The sequence below is a fragment of the Paraburkholderia sp. genome (assembly GCF_004298475.1).
Taxonomy (GTDB): Bacteria; Pseudomonadota; Gammaproteobacteria; order Burkholderiales; family Burkholderiaceae; genus Paraburkholderia; species Paraburkholderia denitrificans.
Map to the genome: position 1 here is coordinate 1 of NZ_SCRP01000006.1, position 16158 is coordinate 16158.

General features: G+C 64.7%; 15 protein-coding genes and 3 pseudogenes. 12 read left to right on the forward strand and 6 right to left on the reverse strand.

Going from position 1 to position 16158, the window contains the following annotated elements; all coding sequences use genetic code 11:
* Positions 1-314: pseudogene (locus EPN59_RS02825) on the forward strand (hypothetical protein); the annotation flags it as partial.
* 166 nt (positions 315-480) lie between these two features.
* Positions 481-750: pseudogene (locus EPN59_RS02830) on the forward strand (MFS transporter); the annotation flags it as partial.
* Between the two features lie 19 nt (positions 751-769).
* Here EPN59_RS02830 and EPN59_RS02835 read toward each other — a convergent pair.
* Together EPN59_RS02835 and EPN59_RS02840 are read right to left on the reverse strand one after the other, a co-directional pair.
* Positions 770-1309, reverse strand: coding sequence for a Spy/CpxP family protein refolding chaperone (locus EPN59_RS02835; RefSeq protein ID WP_293034516.1), 540 nt, complete (start codon positions 1307-1309; stop codon positions 770-772).
* Positions 1310-1397: 88 nt separating this feature from the next.
* Entirely contained in the window at positions 1398-1748 is a 351-nt protein-coding gene (locus EPN59_RS02840; protein WP_293034517.1) for a hypothetical protein, read from the reverse strand.
* Between the two features lie 80 nt (positions 1749-1828).
* On the opposite strand from EPN59_RS02840, the gene EPN59_RS02845 reads away from it, so the two are divergent.
* From EPN59_RS02845 to groL, 3 genes are all read left to right on the forward strand, one after another.
* Positions 1829-2074: a hypothetical protein gene (locus tag EPN59_RS02845; protein WP_293045507.1), complete on the forward strand. Its 246-nt coding sequence runs from the start codon at positions 1829-1831 to the stop codon at positions 2072-2074.
* Positions 2075-2411: 337 nt separating this feature from the next.
* A complete protein-coding gene (gene groES / locus EPN59_RS02850) occupies positions 2412-2702 on the forward strand; it encodes a co-chaperone GroES (protein WP_091996917.1) in 291 nt (96 codons plus the stop codon).
* A gap of 44 nt (positions 2703-2746) precedes the next feature.
* A complete protein-coding gene (gene groL, locus EPN59_RS02855; protein WP_293034519.1) occupies positions 2747-4387 on the forward strand; it encodes a chaperonin GroEL in 1641 nt (546 codons plus the stop codon).
* 121 nt (positions 4388-4508) lie between these two features.
* Here the strand turns inward: groL and EPN59_RS02860 are convergent, their stop codons facing one another.
* Positions 4509-5660, reverse strand: coding sequence for a branched-chain amino acid ABC transporter substrate-binding protein (locus tag EPN59_RS02860; protein ID WP_293034520.1), 1152 nt, complete (start codon positions 5658-5660; stop codon positions 4509-4511).
* A 397-nt stretch (positions 5661-6057) separates the two neighbouring features.
* Between EPN59_RS02860 and EPN59_RS02865 the strand changes: the two genes are divergently transcribed.
* The 5 genes from EPN59_RS02865 (at position 6058) to EPN59_RS02885 (ending at position 10671) form a co-directional block, all read left to right on the forward strand.
* Complete coding sequence (locus EPN59_RS02865; protein WP_293045510.1) at positions 6058-7017, forward strand: 4-hydroxyproline epimerase; 960 nt, start codon at positions 6058-6060, stop codon at positions 7015-7017.
* A complete protein-coding gene (locus EPN59_RS02870; protein WP_293045513.1) occupies positions 7014-8171 on the forward strand; it encodes an FAD-dependent oxidoreductase in 1158 nt (385 codons plus the stop codon). Before EPN59_RS02865 ends, EPN59_RS02870 begins: the two co-directional genes overlap by 4 nt.
* Positions 8164-8439: a 2Fe-2S iron-sulfur cluster-binding protein gene (locus EPN59_RS02875; RefSeq protein ID WP_293040826.1), complete on the forward strand. Its 276-nt coding sequence runs from the start codon at positions 8164-8166 to the stop codon at positions 8437-8439. Before EPN59_RS02870 ends, EPN59_RS02875 begins: the two co-directional genes overlap by 8 nt.
* Entirely contained in the window at positions 8436-9725 is a 1290-nt protein-coding gene (locus EPN59_RS02880; protein ID WP_293040828.1) for an FAD-dependent oxidoreductase, read from the forward strand. Before EPN59_RS02875 ends, EPN59_RS02880 begins: the two co-directional genes overlap by 4 nt.
* Before the next feature lie 151 nt (positions 9726-9876).
* A complete protein-coding gene (locus EPN59_RS02885; RefSeq protein WP_293040830.1) occupies positions 9877-10671 on the forward strand; it encodes an AraC family transcriptional regulator in 795 nt (264 codons plus the stop codon).
* A 97-nt stretch (positions 10672-10768) separates the two neighbouring features.
* Here the strand turns inward: EPN59_RS02885 and EPN59_RS02890 are convergent, their stop codons facing one another.
* The 3 genes and pseudogenes from EPN59_RS02890 to EPN59_RS02900 all read right to left on the reverse strand — a co-directional run bounded on the left by EPN59_RS02890 (position 10769) and on the right by EPN59_RS02900 (position 13777).
* Complete coding sequence (locus tag EPN59_RS02890; protein WP_293040832.1) at positions 10769-11713, reverse strand: dihydrodipicolinate synthase family protein; 945 nt, start codon at positions 11711-11713, stop codon at positions 10769-10771.
* Between the two features lie 304 nt (positions 11714-12017).
* Positions 12018-12700, reverse strand: a pseudogene (locus tag EPN59_RS02895) (GntR family transcriptional regulator).
* A 204-nt stretch (positions 12701-12904) separates the two neighbouring features.
* Positions 12905-13777 (reverse strand): hydroxymethylpyrimidine/phosphomethylpyrimidine kinase, encoded by an 873-nt coding sequence (locus tag EPN59_RS02900; RefSeq protein WP_293040834.1) that lies wholly within the window; start codon positions 13775-13777, stop codon positions 12905-12907.
* 250 nt (positions 13778-14027) lie between these two features.
* Between EPN59_RS02900 and EPN59_RS02905 the strand changes: the two genes are divergently transcribed.
* Together EPN59_RS02905 and EPN59_RS02910 are read left to right on the forward strand one after the other, a co-directional pair.
* Positions 14028-14198, forward strand: coding sequence for a rubredoxin (locus tag EPN59_RS02905; RefSeq protein ID WP_293040836.1), 171 nt, complete (start codon positions 14028-14030; stop codon positions 14196-14198).
* Between the two features lie 228 nt (positions 14199-14426).
* Positions 14427-16016 (forward strand): hypothetical protein, encoded by a 1590-nt coding sequence (locus EPN59_RS02910; protein ID WP_293040838.1) that lies wholly within the window; start codon positions 14427-14429, stop codon positions 16014-16016.
* The last annotated feature ends 142 nt before the right edge of the window (positions 16017-16158 follow it).

Below are 16158 nucleotides of genomic sequence, written 5' to 3' on the forward strand. Positions count from 1 at the left end.
CGCGCGAAATCAAATCGCTGATCGACAACTCGCTCGAACTGATGACGGCAAGTGCCCAGGCGGCGGCCAGCGCCGGTGGCGACATGGGCAAGGTCGAGCAATCCATTGCAGGCCTCACGCAGACCATTTCGGATATTGCCCGTGCAAGCAGCGGTCAAAGCGTCGAAATCGGCGAGTCGCAGATTGCGGTGGAGCAGCTTGCCCAGATCACCCAGATGAACGCGGCGCTCGTCGAAGAATCCACGGCCGCGTCTGCTGCACTCAACCAGCAGGCCCAGGCGCTTGAAGACGCCGTGAATGTGCTGATGGCGTGACGAGGCGCGTTGCGTATATAAAACGGCTGCGTGTGGATGCCAGGACACGGGGCCGACGTCGCGCGTCACCGCCGCGTGATACTCAAGCTCGTGCTGCAGACGATCCAGCGCCCTGTCCGACCGCATCGGCCGCCGCCCGCAACTGATCGTATTCGCCCTCGGCTACGTGCTGTTCCTCTACCCGGTGATCGAATCCATCGGCCCCGGCTTCACGTCGATATTGCTGGTCCAGTTGTTCGGCATGCTGCTGTACGGCTTGTACACGGCGATTGCGCCCGCAATCATGGTCGAGTTGTTTCCGACCGAGGTGCGTGGTGTCGGCATTGGTTCGACGTATAACCTCGTCGTCGCCCTGTTGAGCGGAACGACGCCTTATCTGATGACCGCTGCGGGTGCGCATCAACGGACCGGCTGGTTTATCGCTTACGTCTGCGCGGGTGCGCTGGTCAGTCTCATCACTTTTGTGCCGATGCCGGAGCCGGGGCCGAAGCCGCGCCTGACGATGCAGCCGGCTTGTGCCCGGAATGGCTCATATGCGAGCGCGCACGCTGGTTGCGGAACAACTCGTCGGCAATCGCCTTTTGATCGTCGGACAGCGAGGCGTATAGCGTACTGAACGCGGTCGCGAGTTTCTGCATGTTATCGGCATGCAACTGAGCAAGCGATGCATAGGATTTCATTGCGTCGTCGGCGTTCAGCGAATGAAGTTTTTGCGCACGATCCCGTATTGCAGAATCGGTACTCTTCGCGTTGTCGCGCATGACCTGTGCATATGCATCCCACGGCTGCGACTGCTGAGCGGTGATCTTCAATTCGGAATGGAGCCGGTCGATCCGTTGCTCCACGAAATCGGCATGTTTCTGCGCCCGATTTGCAGCCACGGACGATGCCGCGTCCGGATTACTCGTCGCCGCCGTTTGCGCCCATGCGGAAGTGGTGCACAAGCCAAGGACGAACAAGGCGGGAACAACCGTTTTACGAAGCGTTTTTTTCATGGTTGGAAGCTCTCTGATAGACGGGCTGCAGGCAACCGCGCGTCGCCCCGATAGTGCGTACGTGGGCGTCGCGCCATGGCACGCCAGCTTAGTAGCCGGGAGGGTAGTTGTTGGGATAGTAGTAGGCGCCCGGGGGAGGCGGCGGCGGGGGCGCGGAATAGACATCGGCGGGCGGCGCCTGCGTTGCGTTCGAAATGACTGCGCCAGCGACCGCGCCAAGGAGCGCACCCACAACCAGGCCGCCGACCAGGCCGTTGTCGCCATGTCCGCCGCCGCCATGCCCGCCACGATAGCCGCCGTCGCGATACTCGGGCCCGTGACCGCCATAACCGCGCCGGTCGTGCTGTGCCTGCGCGGGTAGTGCCGATGTCGCTGCAACGATGGCGACGATCGTCATCGCAGACCACCGGCGTAGGGAAATACGGGAAATCTGGATCATCGATTCAAGATTCCTGGCATTTGATGAAATCAAATAATACGACGGACTGGTGCTGATGCGTCGTCAAACGATTTGCGCTTGTGCCAGCCACTTTTCTGTTTCTCAAGCTGATCGATTTCCTGCCCGATTGCGCCGATGAGTCTGAACTGGCCGTGCAGACCGCCGAACATGCTTCCCGGATGCGACCTTTCTTTTCTCCAGCGAATCCACTCAAGCGTGCAACGCCGCAGACGCCCGTAATGTTCGGCCGGGCTTCCGACCCCTCAGATCGGGAATTTCCCTGGAGCGGCTACGGTCATCGCGACGCGTTGAAGCCTGCGTCGTAGGCTTCAATTGCTGGATTAAATAGCGCGCAGACCGCTGAATCAGGCCTGCCAGGTGGCGTGTTTTTATTATTTAACTCTATGTTTCTAATGATAAAAGCGATAAATGCGACCGCTTTTGCGGGCGCCCGGAAGTTCCAGATCAATTGAATGGAGTTCCAGGTCAGGTGAATCTCGACCGTCCCGCAGGCAACTCCCGCCCCCGTTCTTGAATTTGTCATTCCTCGTCCATATAATTAGCACTCGTCGCACGAGAGTGCTAACAATTTTCTGGTGGGCCTCGCCCGCCAGGTGTTCTTGAGTGTCTTCAAGTCCTAATCAAGAGAGAGAGGATCTATCCATGAACCTTCGTCCTTTGCATGATCGCGTGATCGTCAAGCGCCTGGATCAAGAAACCAAGACTGCTTCGGGCATCGTGATCCCGGACGCAGCTGCGGAAAAGCCGGATCAAGGCGAAGTCCTGGCCATCGGCCCGGGCAAGCGCGACGACAAGGGCGCACTGATCGCCCTCGACGTGAAGGTCGGCGACCGCGTTCTTTTCGGCAAGTACGCTGGTCAGACCGTCAAGGTCGACGGCCAGGAACTGCTGGTGATGCGCGAAGAAGACATCATGGCCGTGGTGAACAAGTAAGTTCATTGCACCGCCCACTATTCAAGAATTCAAGGAGTTAGAAGATGGCAGCTAAAGACGTCGTGTTCGGCGATTCCGCCCGTGCCAAGATGGTTGAAGGCGTGAACATTCTCGCCAACGCAGTGAAGGTCACGCTCGGTCCGAAGGGCCGCAACGTGGTGCTCGAGCGCTCGTTCGGCGGCCCGACGGTCACCAAGGACGGTGTCTCGGTCGCGAAGGAAATCGAGCTGAAGGACAAGCTCCAGAACATGGGCGCGCAGATGGTCAAGGAAGTCGCTTCCAAGACCAGCGACAACGCCGGTGACGGCACCACGACCGCCACGGTGCTGGCCCAGTCGATCGTCCGCGAAGGCATGAAGTATGTCGCCTCGGGCATGAACCCGATGGACCTGAAGCGCGGCATCGACAAGGCCGTCGCAGCAGCGATCGAAGAACTGCGCAAGGTCAGCAAGCCCTGCACGACCAACAAGGAAATCGCGCAAGTCGGCTCGATCTCGGCGAACAGCGATTCGTCGATCGGCGACCGCATCGCTGAAGCGATGGACAAGGTCGGCAAGGAAGGCGTCATCACCGTCGAAGACGGCAAGTCGCTGCAAGACGAGCTGGAAGTCGTCGAAGGCATGCAGTTCGACCGCGGCTACCTCTCGCCGTACTTCATCAACAACCCGGACAAGCAAGTCGCCGTTCTGGAAAACCCGTTCGTGCTGCTGCACGACAAGAAGGTCTCGAACATCCGTGACCTCCTGCCGGTTCTGGAACAAGTCGCGAAGGCCGGCCGTCCGCTGCTGATCATCGCTGAAGACGTCGAAGGCGAAGCGCTCGCAACGCTCGTCGTCAACAACATCCGCGGCATCCTGAAGACCGTCGCCGTCAAGGCTCCGGGCTTCGGCGACCGTCGCAAGGCGATGCTGGAAGACATCGCGATCCTGACCGGCGGTCAGGTCGTTGCGGAAGAAACCGGCCTCACGCTCGAAAAGGCAACCCTGCAGGAACTGGGTCAAGCCAAGCGCATCGAAGTGGGCAAGGAAAACACGACGATCATCGACGGCGCTGGCGAAGCCGCAAGCATCGAAGCGCGCGTGAAGCAGATCCGCACGCAGATCGAAGAAGCGACCTCGGACTACGACCGCGAAAAGCTGCAAGAGCGCGTGGCGAAGCTGGCCGGCGGCGTGGCAGTGATCAAGGTCGGCGCTGCGACCGAAGTCGAAATGAAGGAAAAGAAGGCACGCGTCGAAGACGCGCTGCACGCCACCCGCGCTGCCGTTGAAGAAGGCATCGTCCCCGGCGGCGGCGTCGCGCTGATCCGCGCTCGCACGGCAGTTTCGGGCCTGAAGGGCGCCAACGCCGATCAGGACGCAGGTATCAAGATCGTCCTGCGCGCAATGGAAGAGCCGCTGCGCCAGATCGTCACGAACGGCGGCGAAGAAGCCAGCGTCGTGGTCGCGGCAGTCGCTGCCGGCAACGGCAACTACGGCTACAACGCAGCGACCGGCGAGTACGGCGACCTGGTTGAAGCCGGCGTGGTCGACCCGACGAAGGTCACGCGCACCGCGCTGCAAAACGCAGCTTCGGTTGCTGGCCTGCTGCTGACGACGGATGCAGCCGTTGCTGAAGTGCCGAAGGAAGATGCTCCGATGCCTGGCGGCATGCCGGGCGGCATGGGCGGCATGGGTATGGACATGTAATTTCGGCTTAGCCGGAATTACATGAAAATGCGGGGGATGCGCCGAAAGGCGCATCCCCCGCATCGCTTTTAAGTACTGTATTTAATCGCGCGCCCGGCATGGCGCGCGGTTCCAGCAAGCCTTACTTCGTGCCCACCGTCTGCAACGGCACCCACTTGCCTTCGGAGACCTTGTACACGGTCACGCCGCCATACTTCAGGTCGCCGTACTGGTCATAGGACAGTTCGCTGGTCGTGACACCCTTCATGTTCGTCGCCTTCAGCGCCGTGATGAACACATGCGGATCGGTCGAGTCGGCCTTCTTCATTGCGTTGAACACGGCCATCGTGCCGTCGTAAGCGTACGGCGCATACAGTTCCACCGGCTGGTTGAAGCGCGCCTTGTAGTGCTCCGCAAAAGCCTTGCCGCCCGGCATCTGGGCCAGCGGGGCGCCTTCCGATGCGGCCAGCGTGCCTTCGCTCGCGTCGCCCGCGACCTTGATCAGATTGTCGGACTGGAGCATGTCGGGGCCGAGCAGCGGCGACTTGATCGCCAGCGTACGCATCTGCTTGAGCATCGGCGCGGCCTGCGTGTCGGCGCCGCCGTAGAACACCGCATCGACGTTCGCTGCCTTGATCTTCGTGAGAATCGAGCGGAAGTCCACGGCCTTGTCGGTCGTGTATTCCTGATCGACGATCGTTGCGCCCGCAGCCTTCGCGGCCTTGGTGAACTCTTCGGCCACGCCCTGGCCGTAGGCCGTGCGGTCGTCGACGACCGCGAGGCGCTTGAACTTCAGACCCTTCACGGCGTAGTCGCCGAGCACGCTGCCCAACTGGGTGTCCGACGTCAGCAGGCGGAACGTGGTGGGCAGGCCGAGGCGCGTATAGGTCGGAGCCGTCGCCATTGCAATTTCGGGGATGCCCGCCTTCGCGTAGATCGGCGCGGCCGGGATGCTCGTGCCCGAGTTGTAGTGGCCGATGACGGCGACGACGCCGTCGTCGACGAGCTTTTGCGCCACCGTCGTGCCCGTGCGCGGATCGGCCTGGTCGTCCTGGGCGTCGAGCACGAAGTGCACGGGCTTGCCGCCGATGACCGGGTTCGTGGCGTTCATGTCGTCGATCGCGAGTTGCACGCCGCTGCGGAAGTCGGCGCCGTAGTGAGCCTGGCCGCCGGTGAGCGGTGCAGCAAAACCGATCTGGACATTAACCGGAGACGCGGCAAACGCACTCGGGGCGCTTGTCAGGGTTGCCCCCAGGATCATTGCGGCGGATAGGGGTGTCAGACGAAAGTTCATTGATTTGGACTCCTCGTTCCTCGTTATATGGGGCGGTGCCAGTGCCTGCACCCTCAATGGCCTTGTGGGCGCTCAAGCCCAGTGCTCCGGATCTGGCGGTGACGGGCTAGCTCAATATACGAATCCAGAAGTTGCCGAGTCTTGGGGAAAATAAACAGCGGCGATGCAGAAATCGGCATAGTCGCGAAGCCGCGCTCACAGGCTCACCAACGGCCCTTTCTGGCTACTCGGGTAATCCCGGCGGGGCTGTGCTGTGTAGCACCCCTGAGTTCACCGCAGGCCGCACTGGCGGCTACTGGACCGGTCGGCAAGACGTCCGGGCACTATGCCGAAATCATCAGCGGATCAGGTGTGTTCGGCCAAGACGGCAAAATCGCGGCCGCTTACGATTACCGCCATGAAAACGCTCTCTCACATCGACGTCATCGACTCGCATACCGGTGGCGAACCCACCCGCCTCGTGATCTCGGGCGGCCCTGATCTCGGCCACGGCCCGCTTGCCGAACGCCTCGAAATCTTCCGCCGCGACTTCGACCACGTGCGCGCGGCCATCGTCAACGAGCCGCGCGGCTCGGACGTGATGGTCGGCGCGCTCCTGTGCGAGCCGCACGATCCGACCTGCTCGGCGGGCGTGATCTTTTTCAACAACGTCGGCTTTCTTGGCATGTGCGGTCACGGCACGATCGGCCTGATCGTGTCGCTCGCGCATCTCGGCCGTATCGCGCCCGGCGTTCACCGGGTCGAGACGCCCGTGGGCGTCGTCGAGGCCGAACTGCACGCCGATGCCAGCGTGACCGTGCGCAACGTGCCCGCCTACCGCTACCGGACGGAAGTGCCGCTCGACGTGCCCGGCCACGGGCGCGTGCATGGCGACATCGCGTGGGGCGGCAACTGGTTCTTCCTGGTCGCCGATCACGGGCTGCCGCTCACGTTTGCCAATATCGAAACGTTGACCGACGCGGCCTGGGCGATGCGGCGCGCGCTGGAGGCGAACGGCATCACCGGCGCGGACGGCGCGCTGATCGATCACATCGAGCTGTTCGCCGAACCCGATCGCGCCGGTATCGACAGCCGCAACTTCGTGCTGTGTCCCGGCAAGGCGTATGACCGCTCGCCCTGCGGAACCGGGACGAGCGCGAAGATTGCGTGCCTGGCCGCCGACGGCAAGCTTGCGCCGGGCGCGTCGTGGCATCAGGCCAGCATCATCGGCAGCGTGTTCGAGGCGGGTTATGCACTGGAGCCGGGTCTGCCTGCGGGCTATGTGCGTCCGAGCGTGCGCGGCACGGCGCATGTGAACGCCGAGGCGCGTCTGCTCTTCTCCGACGCCGATCCTTTCGCCTGGGGCATTCGCGCGTGACAAAAGCGGGGGAAGGCGCGCCGGATGTCGTGGTGGTCGGCGCAGGTATCGTCGGTGCGGCGTGCGCGTACGAGCTGGCCGCGCTCGGCGCCGATGTGCTCGTCCTCGAGCGCGGCGTGGTGGGCGGCGGCGTCACGGCGGCGGGCATGGGCCATCTCGTGGTGATGGACGACACGCGCGCCGAGTTCGCGCTGTCCGCGTGGTCGCGCCAGCTTTGGCTCGATCTTGCGCCGCGCCTCGATGCGCGCCACGCGTTCGTTCGCTGCGGTACGTTGTGGGTCGCCACGGACGACGACGAATACGCCTATGCGCAGACCCGCCAGCAGTCGCTCGCACGCGATGGCGTGGCGTGCGCGATGCTCGACGAGCAGGCGTTGCGCGCAGCCGAGCCCGCCTTGCGCGAGGACTTGCGCGGCGCGATGATCGTGCCCGACGACGGCGTGGTCTATGCGCCGGCCGTCGCCGCGTGGCTGCTCGGCCAGCCGGTGAAAGGGCGCATCGCGACCCGGCTCGATGCGAACGTCGAGCGCGTGACGCGCACGGGCGTGCAGCTTGCCGACGGTGAGTCGATCGCGGCGGGCGCGGTGCTGGTCGCCAACGGCTTCGATGCCGCGCGGCTGTTGCCGGGTCTGCCGTTGCGGCCGAAGAAGGGGCACCTGCTCATCACCGACCGCTATCCCGGCACCGTGCGTCACCAGATCCTCGAACTCGGCTATATCAAGAGCGCGCACAACGCGAGCGGCACCTCGGTCGCGTTCAACGTGCAGCCGCGCCCGACCGGGCAGCTGCTGATCGGCTCGTCGCGCCAGTTCGACACTGTCGATCCGGCAATCGATTCCGCCGTGCTGGCGCGCATGCTGGCGCGCGCCGCGCACTTCCTGCCGGGCCTGCGTGACCTCAATGCGATTCGCGCGTGGACGGGCTTTCGTCCCGCTACAAACGACGGCCTGCCGCTGATCGGACCGGCTGGCCCGTTCGCCGCCGGACTTCATCCTGCGACCTGGCTCGCGGCCGGGCACGAGGGGCTCGGCGTGACGACGGCGCTCGCGACGGCCAGGCTGATCGCCGCGCAGATGAGCAACGGTGCGACGCCGATCGACGCTGCCCCGTATCTGCCCGCACGCTGTGCGCCACAGGAGGCCGCGCATGGCTGAGACACTTTTGGCGGTGACGGTCGACGGGCAAACGGTGCGCGTGGCGCCGGGCAGCTCCGTGGTGGCCGCCGTCGCGCAGGCGGCGCGGGTCGCGAAGACGGGCGTGGTCACACGCCGTTCGGTGAGCGGCGAGCTGCGCGGTCCGCTGTGCGGCATGGGCGTATGCCAGGAGTGCCGCGTGACGATCGACGGCGTGCGCCATCGCCTCGCGTGCCAGACGCTCTGCGCAGAAGGCATGACCGTGTGCACGGGAAGGACCGAATCATGAATTTCGACATCCTTGTCGTCGGCGCCGGGCCGGCCGGACTGAACGCGGCCTTGACCGCGGCGCAGGCCGGTGCGCGTGTCGGTCTCGTCGACGATAACGCGCTCGCGGGCGGACAGGTCTGGCGTCAGGGCCCGCATCATCGCGCCGACGCTCGCGCACGCACCGTGCTCGACCGCATCGACACGTTTGTGCGGCGCGGCGCGCTCACGCACCTGGCCGGCACGCGCATCGTGCAGGCGCTGCCCGAACGGCGACTGCTGGCCGAAGACGCACACGACGCGCGCGTGCTCGGTTATGACCGGCTCATCGTGGCAAGCGGGGCGCGCGAGCGCTTCCTGCCTTATCCCGGCTGGACGCTGCCCGGCGTGACCGGCGCGGGCGGTTTGCAGGCGCTCGTGAAGGGCGGCATGGACGTGCGGGGAGAGCGCATCGTGATTGCGGGCAGCGGTCCGCTGCTGCTGGCGGCTGCCATGACCGCGCGCGCGCAGGGCGCGAGCGTTGTCGCGCTGGTCGAGCAGGCGAGCGCGGCTTCCGTACGGCGCTTTGCGGCGCAACTGGTCCACACGCCAGCGAAGCTCGGCCAGGCGCTGCGCATGCGTTTCGATCTGCGCGCGACGCCGTACTGGTGCGGTTCGTATGTGATCGAGGCCTGCGGCGAGACCCGGCTCACGCACGTGCGCGTGCAGCGCGGCAACGAAGCGATCAGCGTGGCGTGCGATCGTCTCGCATGCGCGTACGGGCTCGTGCCGAATACGTCGCTGGGTGCCGAGCTTGGTTGCCGGATCGACGATCAGCCGCTCGCCGGTGTGCGCGATGCCGTGATCGCCGTCGATGACTGGCAAGCGACTTCGGTCGAGTACGTGTATGCGGCAGGCGAATGCACGGGCGTCGGGGGCATGGAACTGTCGGCCGTGGAAGGGTGTATCGCGGCGCATGCCGCACTGGGGGAACGCGCACGCGCGCAGGCGCGCTTTGCCGAGCGCGAGCGTTACCGGCGCTTCGCCGCGCGTCTGTCCGCGGCTTTTGCGCTCGACGCGCGTCTACGCGATCTCGCATCCCCGCAGACGACGTTCTGCCGCTGCGAAGACGTGGCGTTCGGCGACGTCGCGCAGCATCGCTCGTGGCGCGATGCAAAACTTCATACCCGTTGCGGCATGGGACCATGCCAGGGCAAGATATGCGGCACCGCCGCATCGTTCTGTTTCGGCTGGACGCAGGGCATACCGCGTCCGCCGATCGCGCCGGCCCGGATCGGCACGCTGCTGGCGGCCCACGCCGAGGACTGAACGCGACGCGCGGCGTATGCGTCGGTGGAGAAATGCGGGCTCGGCTCGTTGAGGCAAGCGGCACAACAAGCTGCCGGTGCGCCCGCGTTTCGCCATCCCTTTCCATTCGCCGCCGCGTTCCTCACCGCGTTCTTCACCGCGTTTTTCACTCATGGCCGATCAGGCGTTGCTCGTCGTCGCTGAAAACACCACGCTCGCGCAGATGGTGGCGCACTATGCGCTGCTGGAGCCGGTGTTCGACACCATGCCCGACGTGGCGTTCTTCGTGAAAGACCGGGAAGCCCGCTACGTGTTCGCGAACACGACGCTCGCAGCGCGCTGCGGCTTCAGGGACAAGCGTTCGCTGCTCGGCAAGACGGCCGCAGAGGTGTTTCCCCAGCGTTTCGGCGCGCTCTACACGGCGCAGGACGAGGCCATCATGCGCGAGGACAGCAAGCTCATCGATCAGCTCGAGCTGCATCTCTATCCGGGGCGCCAGCCCGGCTGGTGCCTGACCTCGAAGGTTCCGCTGCACGACGCGCAAGGCAACGTGCTGGGCCTCGCGGGCATCTCGCGCGACCTGCAGGCCGCGAAGGGCACGCATCATGCGTATCAGCGCCTCGCCATCGCCGCGCGCCACATCCAGGACAACTACGCGCAACCGCTCAAGGTGTCGCATCTCGCCGCGCTCACGCATCTGTCCGTGGCGCAGATCGAGCGCTATTTCCACAAGGTGTTTCATCTCACGCCGCGCCAGATGCTGCTGAAGACGCGGCTCGACGTGGCCTCCGATCTGCTCGCGGGCGATCTGAGCATCACGGATATCGCCACACGTTGCGGCTACAACGATCACAGCGCGTTCACGCGCCAGTTCAAGGCCACGGTCGGTATCACGCCGAGCCAGTATCGCGCGTTGCGGCATCCGCGGGCGAAAGGCGGCAAGCCCGCCGATAGCGCCGACGCCTGAGTTTGTTTCTTTTCGTTCCGTCCGGCGCGCCTATGCGCGAAGCGGCCCATGACGGGCCGCTTCGCTTACGCTTCAACGAGAGGTTCGACGGGACCGCTTAGTCTTGCAGACCTTTGGACCATTCGCGATACCAGTTGCGGAACAGGGCATATTGGCTTTCTGCATAGTTGCGTTGGGCGTCGCTGAGCACGTCGGTTTCGTTGAAATGGAGCGTGTATTCCTTGTCGCCATTCAGCACCATCAGATACTTGTAGAACAGGACCAGGTCCGTTCCTTCGTCGAACGACGACAAGACGGCGAGTGCCGTATCCAGTTCCATCGCGAGGCGACGGGCGGTGACGTCGCCCGCAGCCGCCTTCTTGCTCAACTTCACCAGCTGCAGCACTTCGCGCGGCAGTGCGTTGCCGATGCCGGTAATCGCGCCCGTCGCACCGCAGTTCACGAAGCCATGGACGACCTGGGTATCGACGCCCGCCATCAGAATCACGTTGTCGTCTTGCGACGTAATGTTCTCGGCCGCGTAGCGCATGTCCGCTGCTCCGCCGAATTCCTTGAAGCCAACCAGATTGGGGAACTGGCGACGCAGTTCGAAGAACAGATCCGCGCGCGTGGCAAAGCCGTAGTAGGGGCTGTTGTAAATGACTGCGGGCAGCGCCGGTGCGGCGGCGAGAATCGCGGAGAAATGCGCCTTCTGCGCAGCAGGAGACGATCCGCGCGAGAGCACGCGCGGGATGACCATCAAGCCCTGCGCGCCGACTTTCGCCGCATGGGCCGCGTGCGAAACCGCTTCTTTCGAGTTCACCGCGCCGGTGCCGACGACCGTCGGCACGCCCGCCGCCACGAGGCGTGCGACGCCTTCCTGGCGCTCGGACTCGGTCAGGAGCGGCCAGTCGCCCATCGAACCGCAATACACGACCGCGCTCATGCCGAGATCCACGAGTTCCCGTCCTTTGGCCACGAGAGCGTCGAAGTCCGGCTTGCGCGCGGCGGTGCAGGGGGTCATGAGTGCCGGGATAGTACCTTCGAAGATATTGGAAGACATCACGCGTTCCTGAATAGTCTGAAGAATTGGGAATAAAGGCCAATCACAGGCGCATCGGTGCAGTGATGCAGGGGAAGCGGCCGCGATGTGCCGATACTAATCCTGACGTATATTTTATACAATCTATTTTTTGAAGGCTGCCGGAGCGGGCCTGAACGGCGGCCAGCCGACAAAAACTGCGGTAATTATGGATTTGCCTTCAGCAGACGCGAAAGCCTGGGTCGCCCACGCTTCGCGTGGGTCGGACTTAGTCGTCGCGTGAAGAGTGGCGGGTATTAGAAGAGGCCGATATGGCCTTGGAAGCTCACGCTGAAAGACGTCGCCGCGACGCGATGAACTGCTTGAGCTCTTCGCAGGCGTTGTCGATGTGACGCTTCAGTAGCGCGGCGGCGCCACGAATGTCGCCTGTTTTGCACAGCCGCACCAGTTCGTCATGTTCTTCTTCGGCGCGTCTGGTGCTTTGCGCACTGAGGGAGAGCTGGAGGCGCGTGTAGCGGCTGTTTGCTGCAGAAGCGAGTTGACGATCGCCAACGTGCGAGGCTGATCCGCCTTCGACATCAGGATGGCATGCAGACGGGTGTTCAGCTCGCCCCATCGCGCCTGGTGCTGGGCGTGCAATTCGCGTCGATATTCGGCGATGATGCCGTCCATCTCATCGAAATCCGCTGGCGTGAGTTTCGGTACGGATTTCTTCAGAAGACGCGGTTCGAGCAAACCGCGCAACTCGAATAGCTCGGCGATTTCGGAAATCGAAAGTTCCGACACCACTGCGCCCTTGTGAGGCACGCTCTTGACGAGCCCTTCTCCTTCCAGCTGTACGAGCGCCTCACGAATCGGAATACGGCTGATGCCCATTTCCACTGCGAGTGCGTCCTGTTTGAGCTGGAATCCCTCCGGATACTCGCCGGACATGATCCTCCGGCGCAACTCGTCGGCAGCCGCGTCGGCGACCGTGATACTCCGAAGTTTGGACGATCCGCCTGCCATCGACATAGGACACACTCAATTCGTGCTGTTGGAAATTTCGGGTCGGCCCGAAGCGATCGGTGCGGTCATCACAATCGTTAATCGCTCTGGAAATGTATAAATTATATCCAGGCCGTTTGCGGGTATCGACGACCCGCTGCCCGACACTTTCATCGGCGGGGTTGCAACCGCTCCGGCGGGCAAGCCTGCGTGAAGACGGCACCTTCAGTGCGGCGCGTCGCCCGCGGGAGGTGCGTCGCCGCCGGCTTTCTGCGATTTTTCGTTCGCGTCGTCGTCGTTGCTGCGTGCCCAGAAAAAGCGATCCGGCAACCAGGCGCCCATGCCGGGCCGAAACGCGCTGCGCACGGCCTGATACACATACTCCTGCGCCTCGCGCACGGCTTCGGGCGGTTCCTGGCCGTTTGCCAGCAACGCGGCGATTGCCGCGCCGAGCGTGTCGGTCAGGCCGAGCATCGGCTGCGTCGCGCGGTCCCACAGATCCTGGCGCAACTGGCCGTCCTCGCAGAACAGCGTGTTGACCAGGCGATGCGTGCCCGTCTCCATCGAAAGGATGTATTCGCAACCAGTTGAGAGCAGATGCGCGATTGCCGCATCGATGCTGGGCGCTTCGGCGTCGCCGTCGGGCTGCGCGAGCGCGAGCAGCGTCGCGGCGTCTGCGACGAGCAGCGTGGTTTGCGGCGCGAGCAGATCGGCAATGGCTTCGCGCAGTTCGTCGGCGGCGAGCACGTGTTCGTCGTCGAGCGTGAAGTCGGGGGCGAGAATGAGCGGGATGTCGTCGTAGTCGGCCACCACTTCGGCGATGGCGCTCACCACTTCGGCGCGCGTGGCCGCGCCCACCTTGAAGGCCGCGACGGGCATGTCCTCCAGCAGCATGCGGGCCTGGGTCGCGACGACTTCGGGGTCGAGCCCGGTGACTTCGTCGCAGCCCGCCGAATCGCGCACGGTATAGCCGGTGAGCACGCTCACGCCGTGGCAGCCCATGCTGGCGAGCGTGAGCAGGTCGGCTTGCAGGCCGCCCCCGCCGGTCGGATCGGAAAGGCCGAAGGTGAGGACGATGGGAGGCGTGTCGCTGGGCATGTGCGTGACGAGTGTGGAGTAGCGTGGCGCGGGAGCGCGCCGTGTCTCCAATTATGCGCATTATCGGCGCGTCCGGGGACGGATGAAGTCGGCGGCGCGCCGATTTTTGTGCGGCGCGCCGCCGCGCGCCCCGCAACTGATGCGGGACGATTCCCGCGACCGGGTTGCTAGGCACAAAATCGGCAACACGGTACCATCATGGCTCTTGTCTCCCGACCATTTCTTTTGGACTTTTCGACGCGGCATAAGAATGGAATATAGAAGCTGGATGTGCCTGATCTGCGGCTGGATCTACGACGAAGCAGCCGGTTTGCCAGAGGAAGGCATCGCGCCCGGCACGCGCTGGGAGGATGTTCCGATCAACTGGACCTGTCCTGAATGCGGTGCACGCAAGGAGGATTTCGAGATGGTCCAGATCTGACGACGTGTACATAGGGCGCGCTGATGGCGCGCCCTATGTACACACGTCTTTTGAGATAGCCGCCCGGATAGCCTGATTGCCGGCTGTCCCGCTGCCGTAAAACTTCTCTTCGTCCGATTGCGAGCCGGTCTGTCCGGCACCCGGCGTGCTGCACCGGGAGGCAGCACGCAGGCCGCCCTGGTCAACCTGGCCGCCGCATCGGTCCGCAATCGCTTTCGGCGCTGTCCTATGAACCTTCGTTCAACGTCCGTCGCCCGTTTCGAAGCCTTGCCCAATCCGCGCGGTGCGCATGTGCCGCTCGCGCGCGCCGCGCTCGCCGAGGCGCAGCACGCGTTCGACACGCGCGGCGACGTCACGACGCCGCTGCTTCATGCCGGGCGTGCGTTGCGCGAAGCCGGATGGCTCGCAGCGGCACGTTTCGCCGACACGCTCCTGCTCGCGTCGCCTTTCGCGCTTTCGGCGCCCGGCGGGGCGGCCGCGCCGCATGGCCAGCCGTCGCGCCACGCAGCGGCGGGCGAGGGCGATGAAGCGGCGCGCACGCTCTTTCGCGACGCGATTGCCGACCTGATGGGCGCGCTCGAGCGTCACAATTTGCGCGAGCAGTCGTGCTCACCGGCGCTCTATGCGCGGCAGCAGGCGCTTTTCGAACTGGTTGCCCAGCAAACGCCGGGTGTGTCGCTCGCTTACGACGACGTCGCGTTGCTTGGCCGGCCGATCGCGTCCGCGACGCTGCGCGCACAGCCCGCGCACAAGCTCGCACAGATCCGCGCGCGTTACGAGGCGGCGCTGCTGCCTGCGCTCAAGATGCGGCTCGCCAATGGCGGCCGTGCGGTGGCGGCGCTGGCCAACGCGGCGTTTGACGAGATGGACGCCTGCTTTGCCGAACTCGCCAGCCCCGATCCGTACGATTACTGGCGCCTCGCGGCGGCATGCACGCGCGCATTGCGGAGCGGCGCGTCACTGTGGGGCGACGACGAAATGCGGCGCTTCTACGCGCGCTGCAATCTGCTGCTCGCGGATCAGTCGCATGGGCTGCGCGTCGCGCCGCAATCGCTCGTGCGCACGACGCTCGCGCTTTTGTGGCGCGATTACGCGCTCTTCGGCGCGGCGGCTGAAGACACCGCCGACGTCGAACTACTGCACGATTACGGCCTGACCGTGGACTGGCACGTCGCCGGTACGCAGGCATCCGAGGCGCTTTGGGAGGCGGAAACCGCGCAGGCCGACGCCACGGCGTCGCGCGTCGCGCACACGCGCGAACTCGGCGTGCTCGCGCTCAACGCGAATGCGTACGAGGATTTCCTGCAGACGGCCGACGCTTCGATGGTCGCGCTTGCGGACCATGCCCGTGCGTGGTCCGGGCACGCGCAAAGCGACGCCGCCGAAGCGCTGCTTGCAGGCGATGCGGCATATCGGCTCGGCGCGGCGGCGTGGGCGCTTGGTCTTGGACATGTCGGGTTGCTTGCCGACGCGCTCGGCCTCGCGTGGCGGCGCACCGCGCACGCGGCGGCTACTGGGGTTGCAAGCGGGGTTGCAAGCGGGGCTGCAAGCGGGGCTGCAAGCGGGGCGACAAGCGGGGCTGCAAGCGGGGCTGCAAGCGGGACGGGCGAGCCGTCGCGGGCGGCCAGTGCGACTGCGGCACCGGATGGCGCAGTGCTCGAGCAGGCAAGCGAAACGCTGCGCGCGATGCTGCACAAGATCGCGGCAGGTATCGCGCAGCCGGATGCGACGGCTGCTGTGCGCGCGCTCGGCGCGGCGATCACGGGCGCGGGGGCGGCAGCGGGGACCGTTGCTGCGCCTGGCAATCCACAGCACTAGCCGCCACATTCGGGCACATCTGGGCACACGCGGGCATCGAGCTTGCAGACAAGACGCAGTGCCCGCCGCCGTCTCGCACCCTTTCGCGCTCTTTTAACGTAGATCCAACGAAATGCTCCGATCGGCGTCATCGCGGTTCCCC

Coding starts and splice junctions, on each gene's coding strand:
- EPN59_RS02835 (WP_293034516.1), bottom strand. CDS start 1,309: ATGAAAAAAACGCTTCGTAAAACGGTTGTTCCCGCCTTGTTCGTCCTT.
- EPN59_RS02840 (WP_293034517.1), bottom strand. CDS start 1,748: ATGATCCAGATTTCCCGTATTTCCCTACGCCGGTGGTCTGCGATGACG.
- groES (WP_091996917.1), top strand. CDS start 2,412: ATGAACCTTCGTCCTTTGCATGATCGCGTGATCGTCAAGCGCCTGGAT.
- groL (WP_293034519.1), top strand. CDS start 2,747: ATGGCAGCTAAAGACGTCGTGTTCGGCGATTCCGCCCGTGCCAAGATG.
- EPN59_RS02860 (WP_293034520.1), bottom strand. CDS start 5,660: ATGAACTTTCGTCTGACACCCCTATCCGCCGCAATGATCCTGGGGGCA.
- EPN59_RS02865 (WP_293045510.1), top strand. CDS start 6,058: ATGAAAACGCTCTCTCACATCGACGTCATCGACTCGCATACCGGTGGC.
- EPN59_RS02875 (WP_293040826.1), top strand. CDS start 8,164: ATGGCTGAGACACTTTTGGCGGTGACGGTCGACGGGCAAACGGTGCGC.
- EPN59_RS02880 (WP_293040828.1), top strand. CDS start 8,436: ATGAATTTCGACATCCTTGTCGTCGGCGCCGGGCCGGCCGGACTGAAC.
- EPN59_RS02885 (WP_293040830.1), top strand. CDS start 9,877: ATGGCCGATCAGGCGTTGCTCGTCGTCGCTGAAAACACCACGCTCGCG.
- EPN59_RS02890 (WP_293040832.1), bottom strand. CDS start 11,713: ATGTCTTCCAATATCTTCGAAGGTACTATCCCGGCACTCATGACCCCC.
- EPN59_RS02900 (WP_293040834.1), bottom strand. CDS start 13,777: ATGCCCAGCGACACGCCTCCCATCGTCCTCACCTTCGGCCTTTCCGAT.
- EPN59_RS02905 (WP_293040836.1), top strand. CDS start 14,028: ATGGAATATAGAAGCTGGATGTGCCTGATCTGCGGCTGGATCTACGAC.
- EPN59_RS02910 (WP_293040838.1), top strand. CDS start 14,427: ATGAACCTTCGTTCAACGTCCGTCGCCCGTTTCGAAGCCTTGCCCAAT.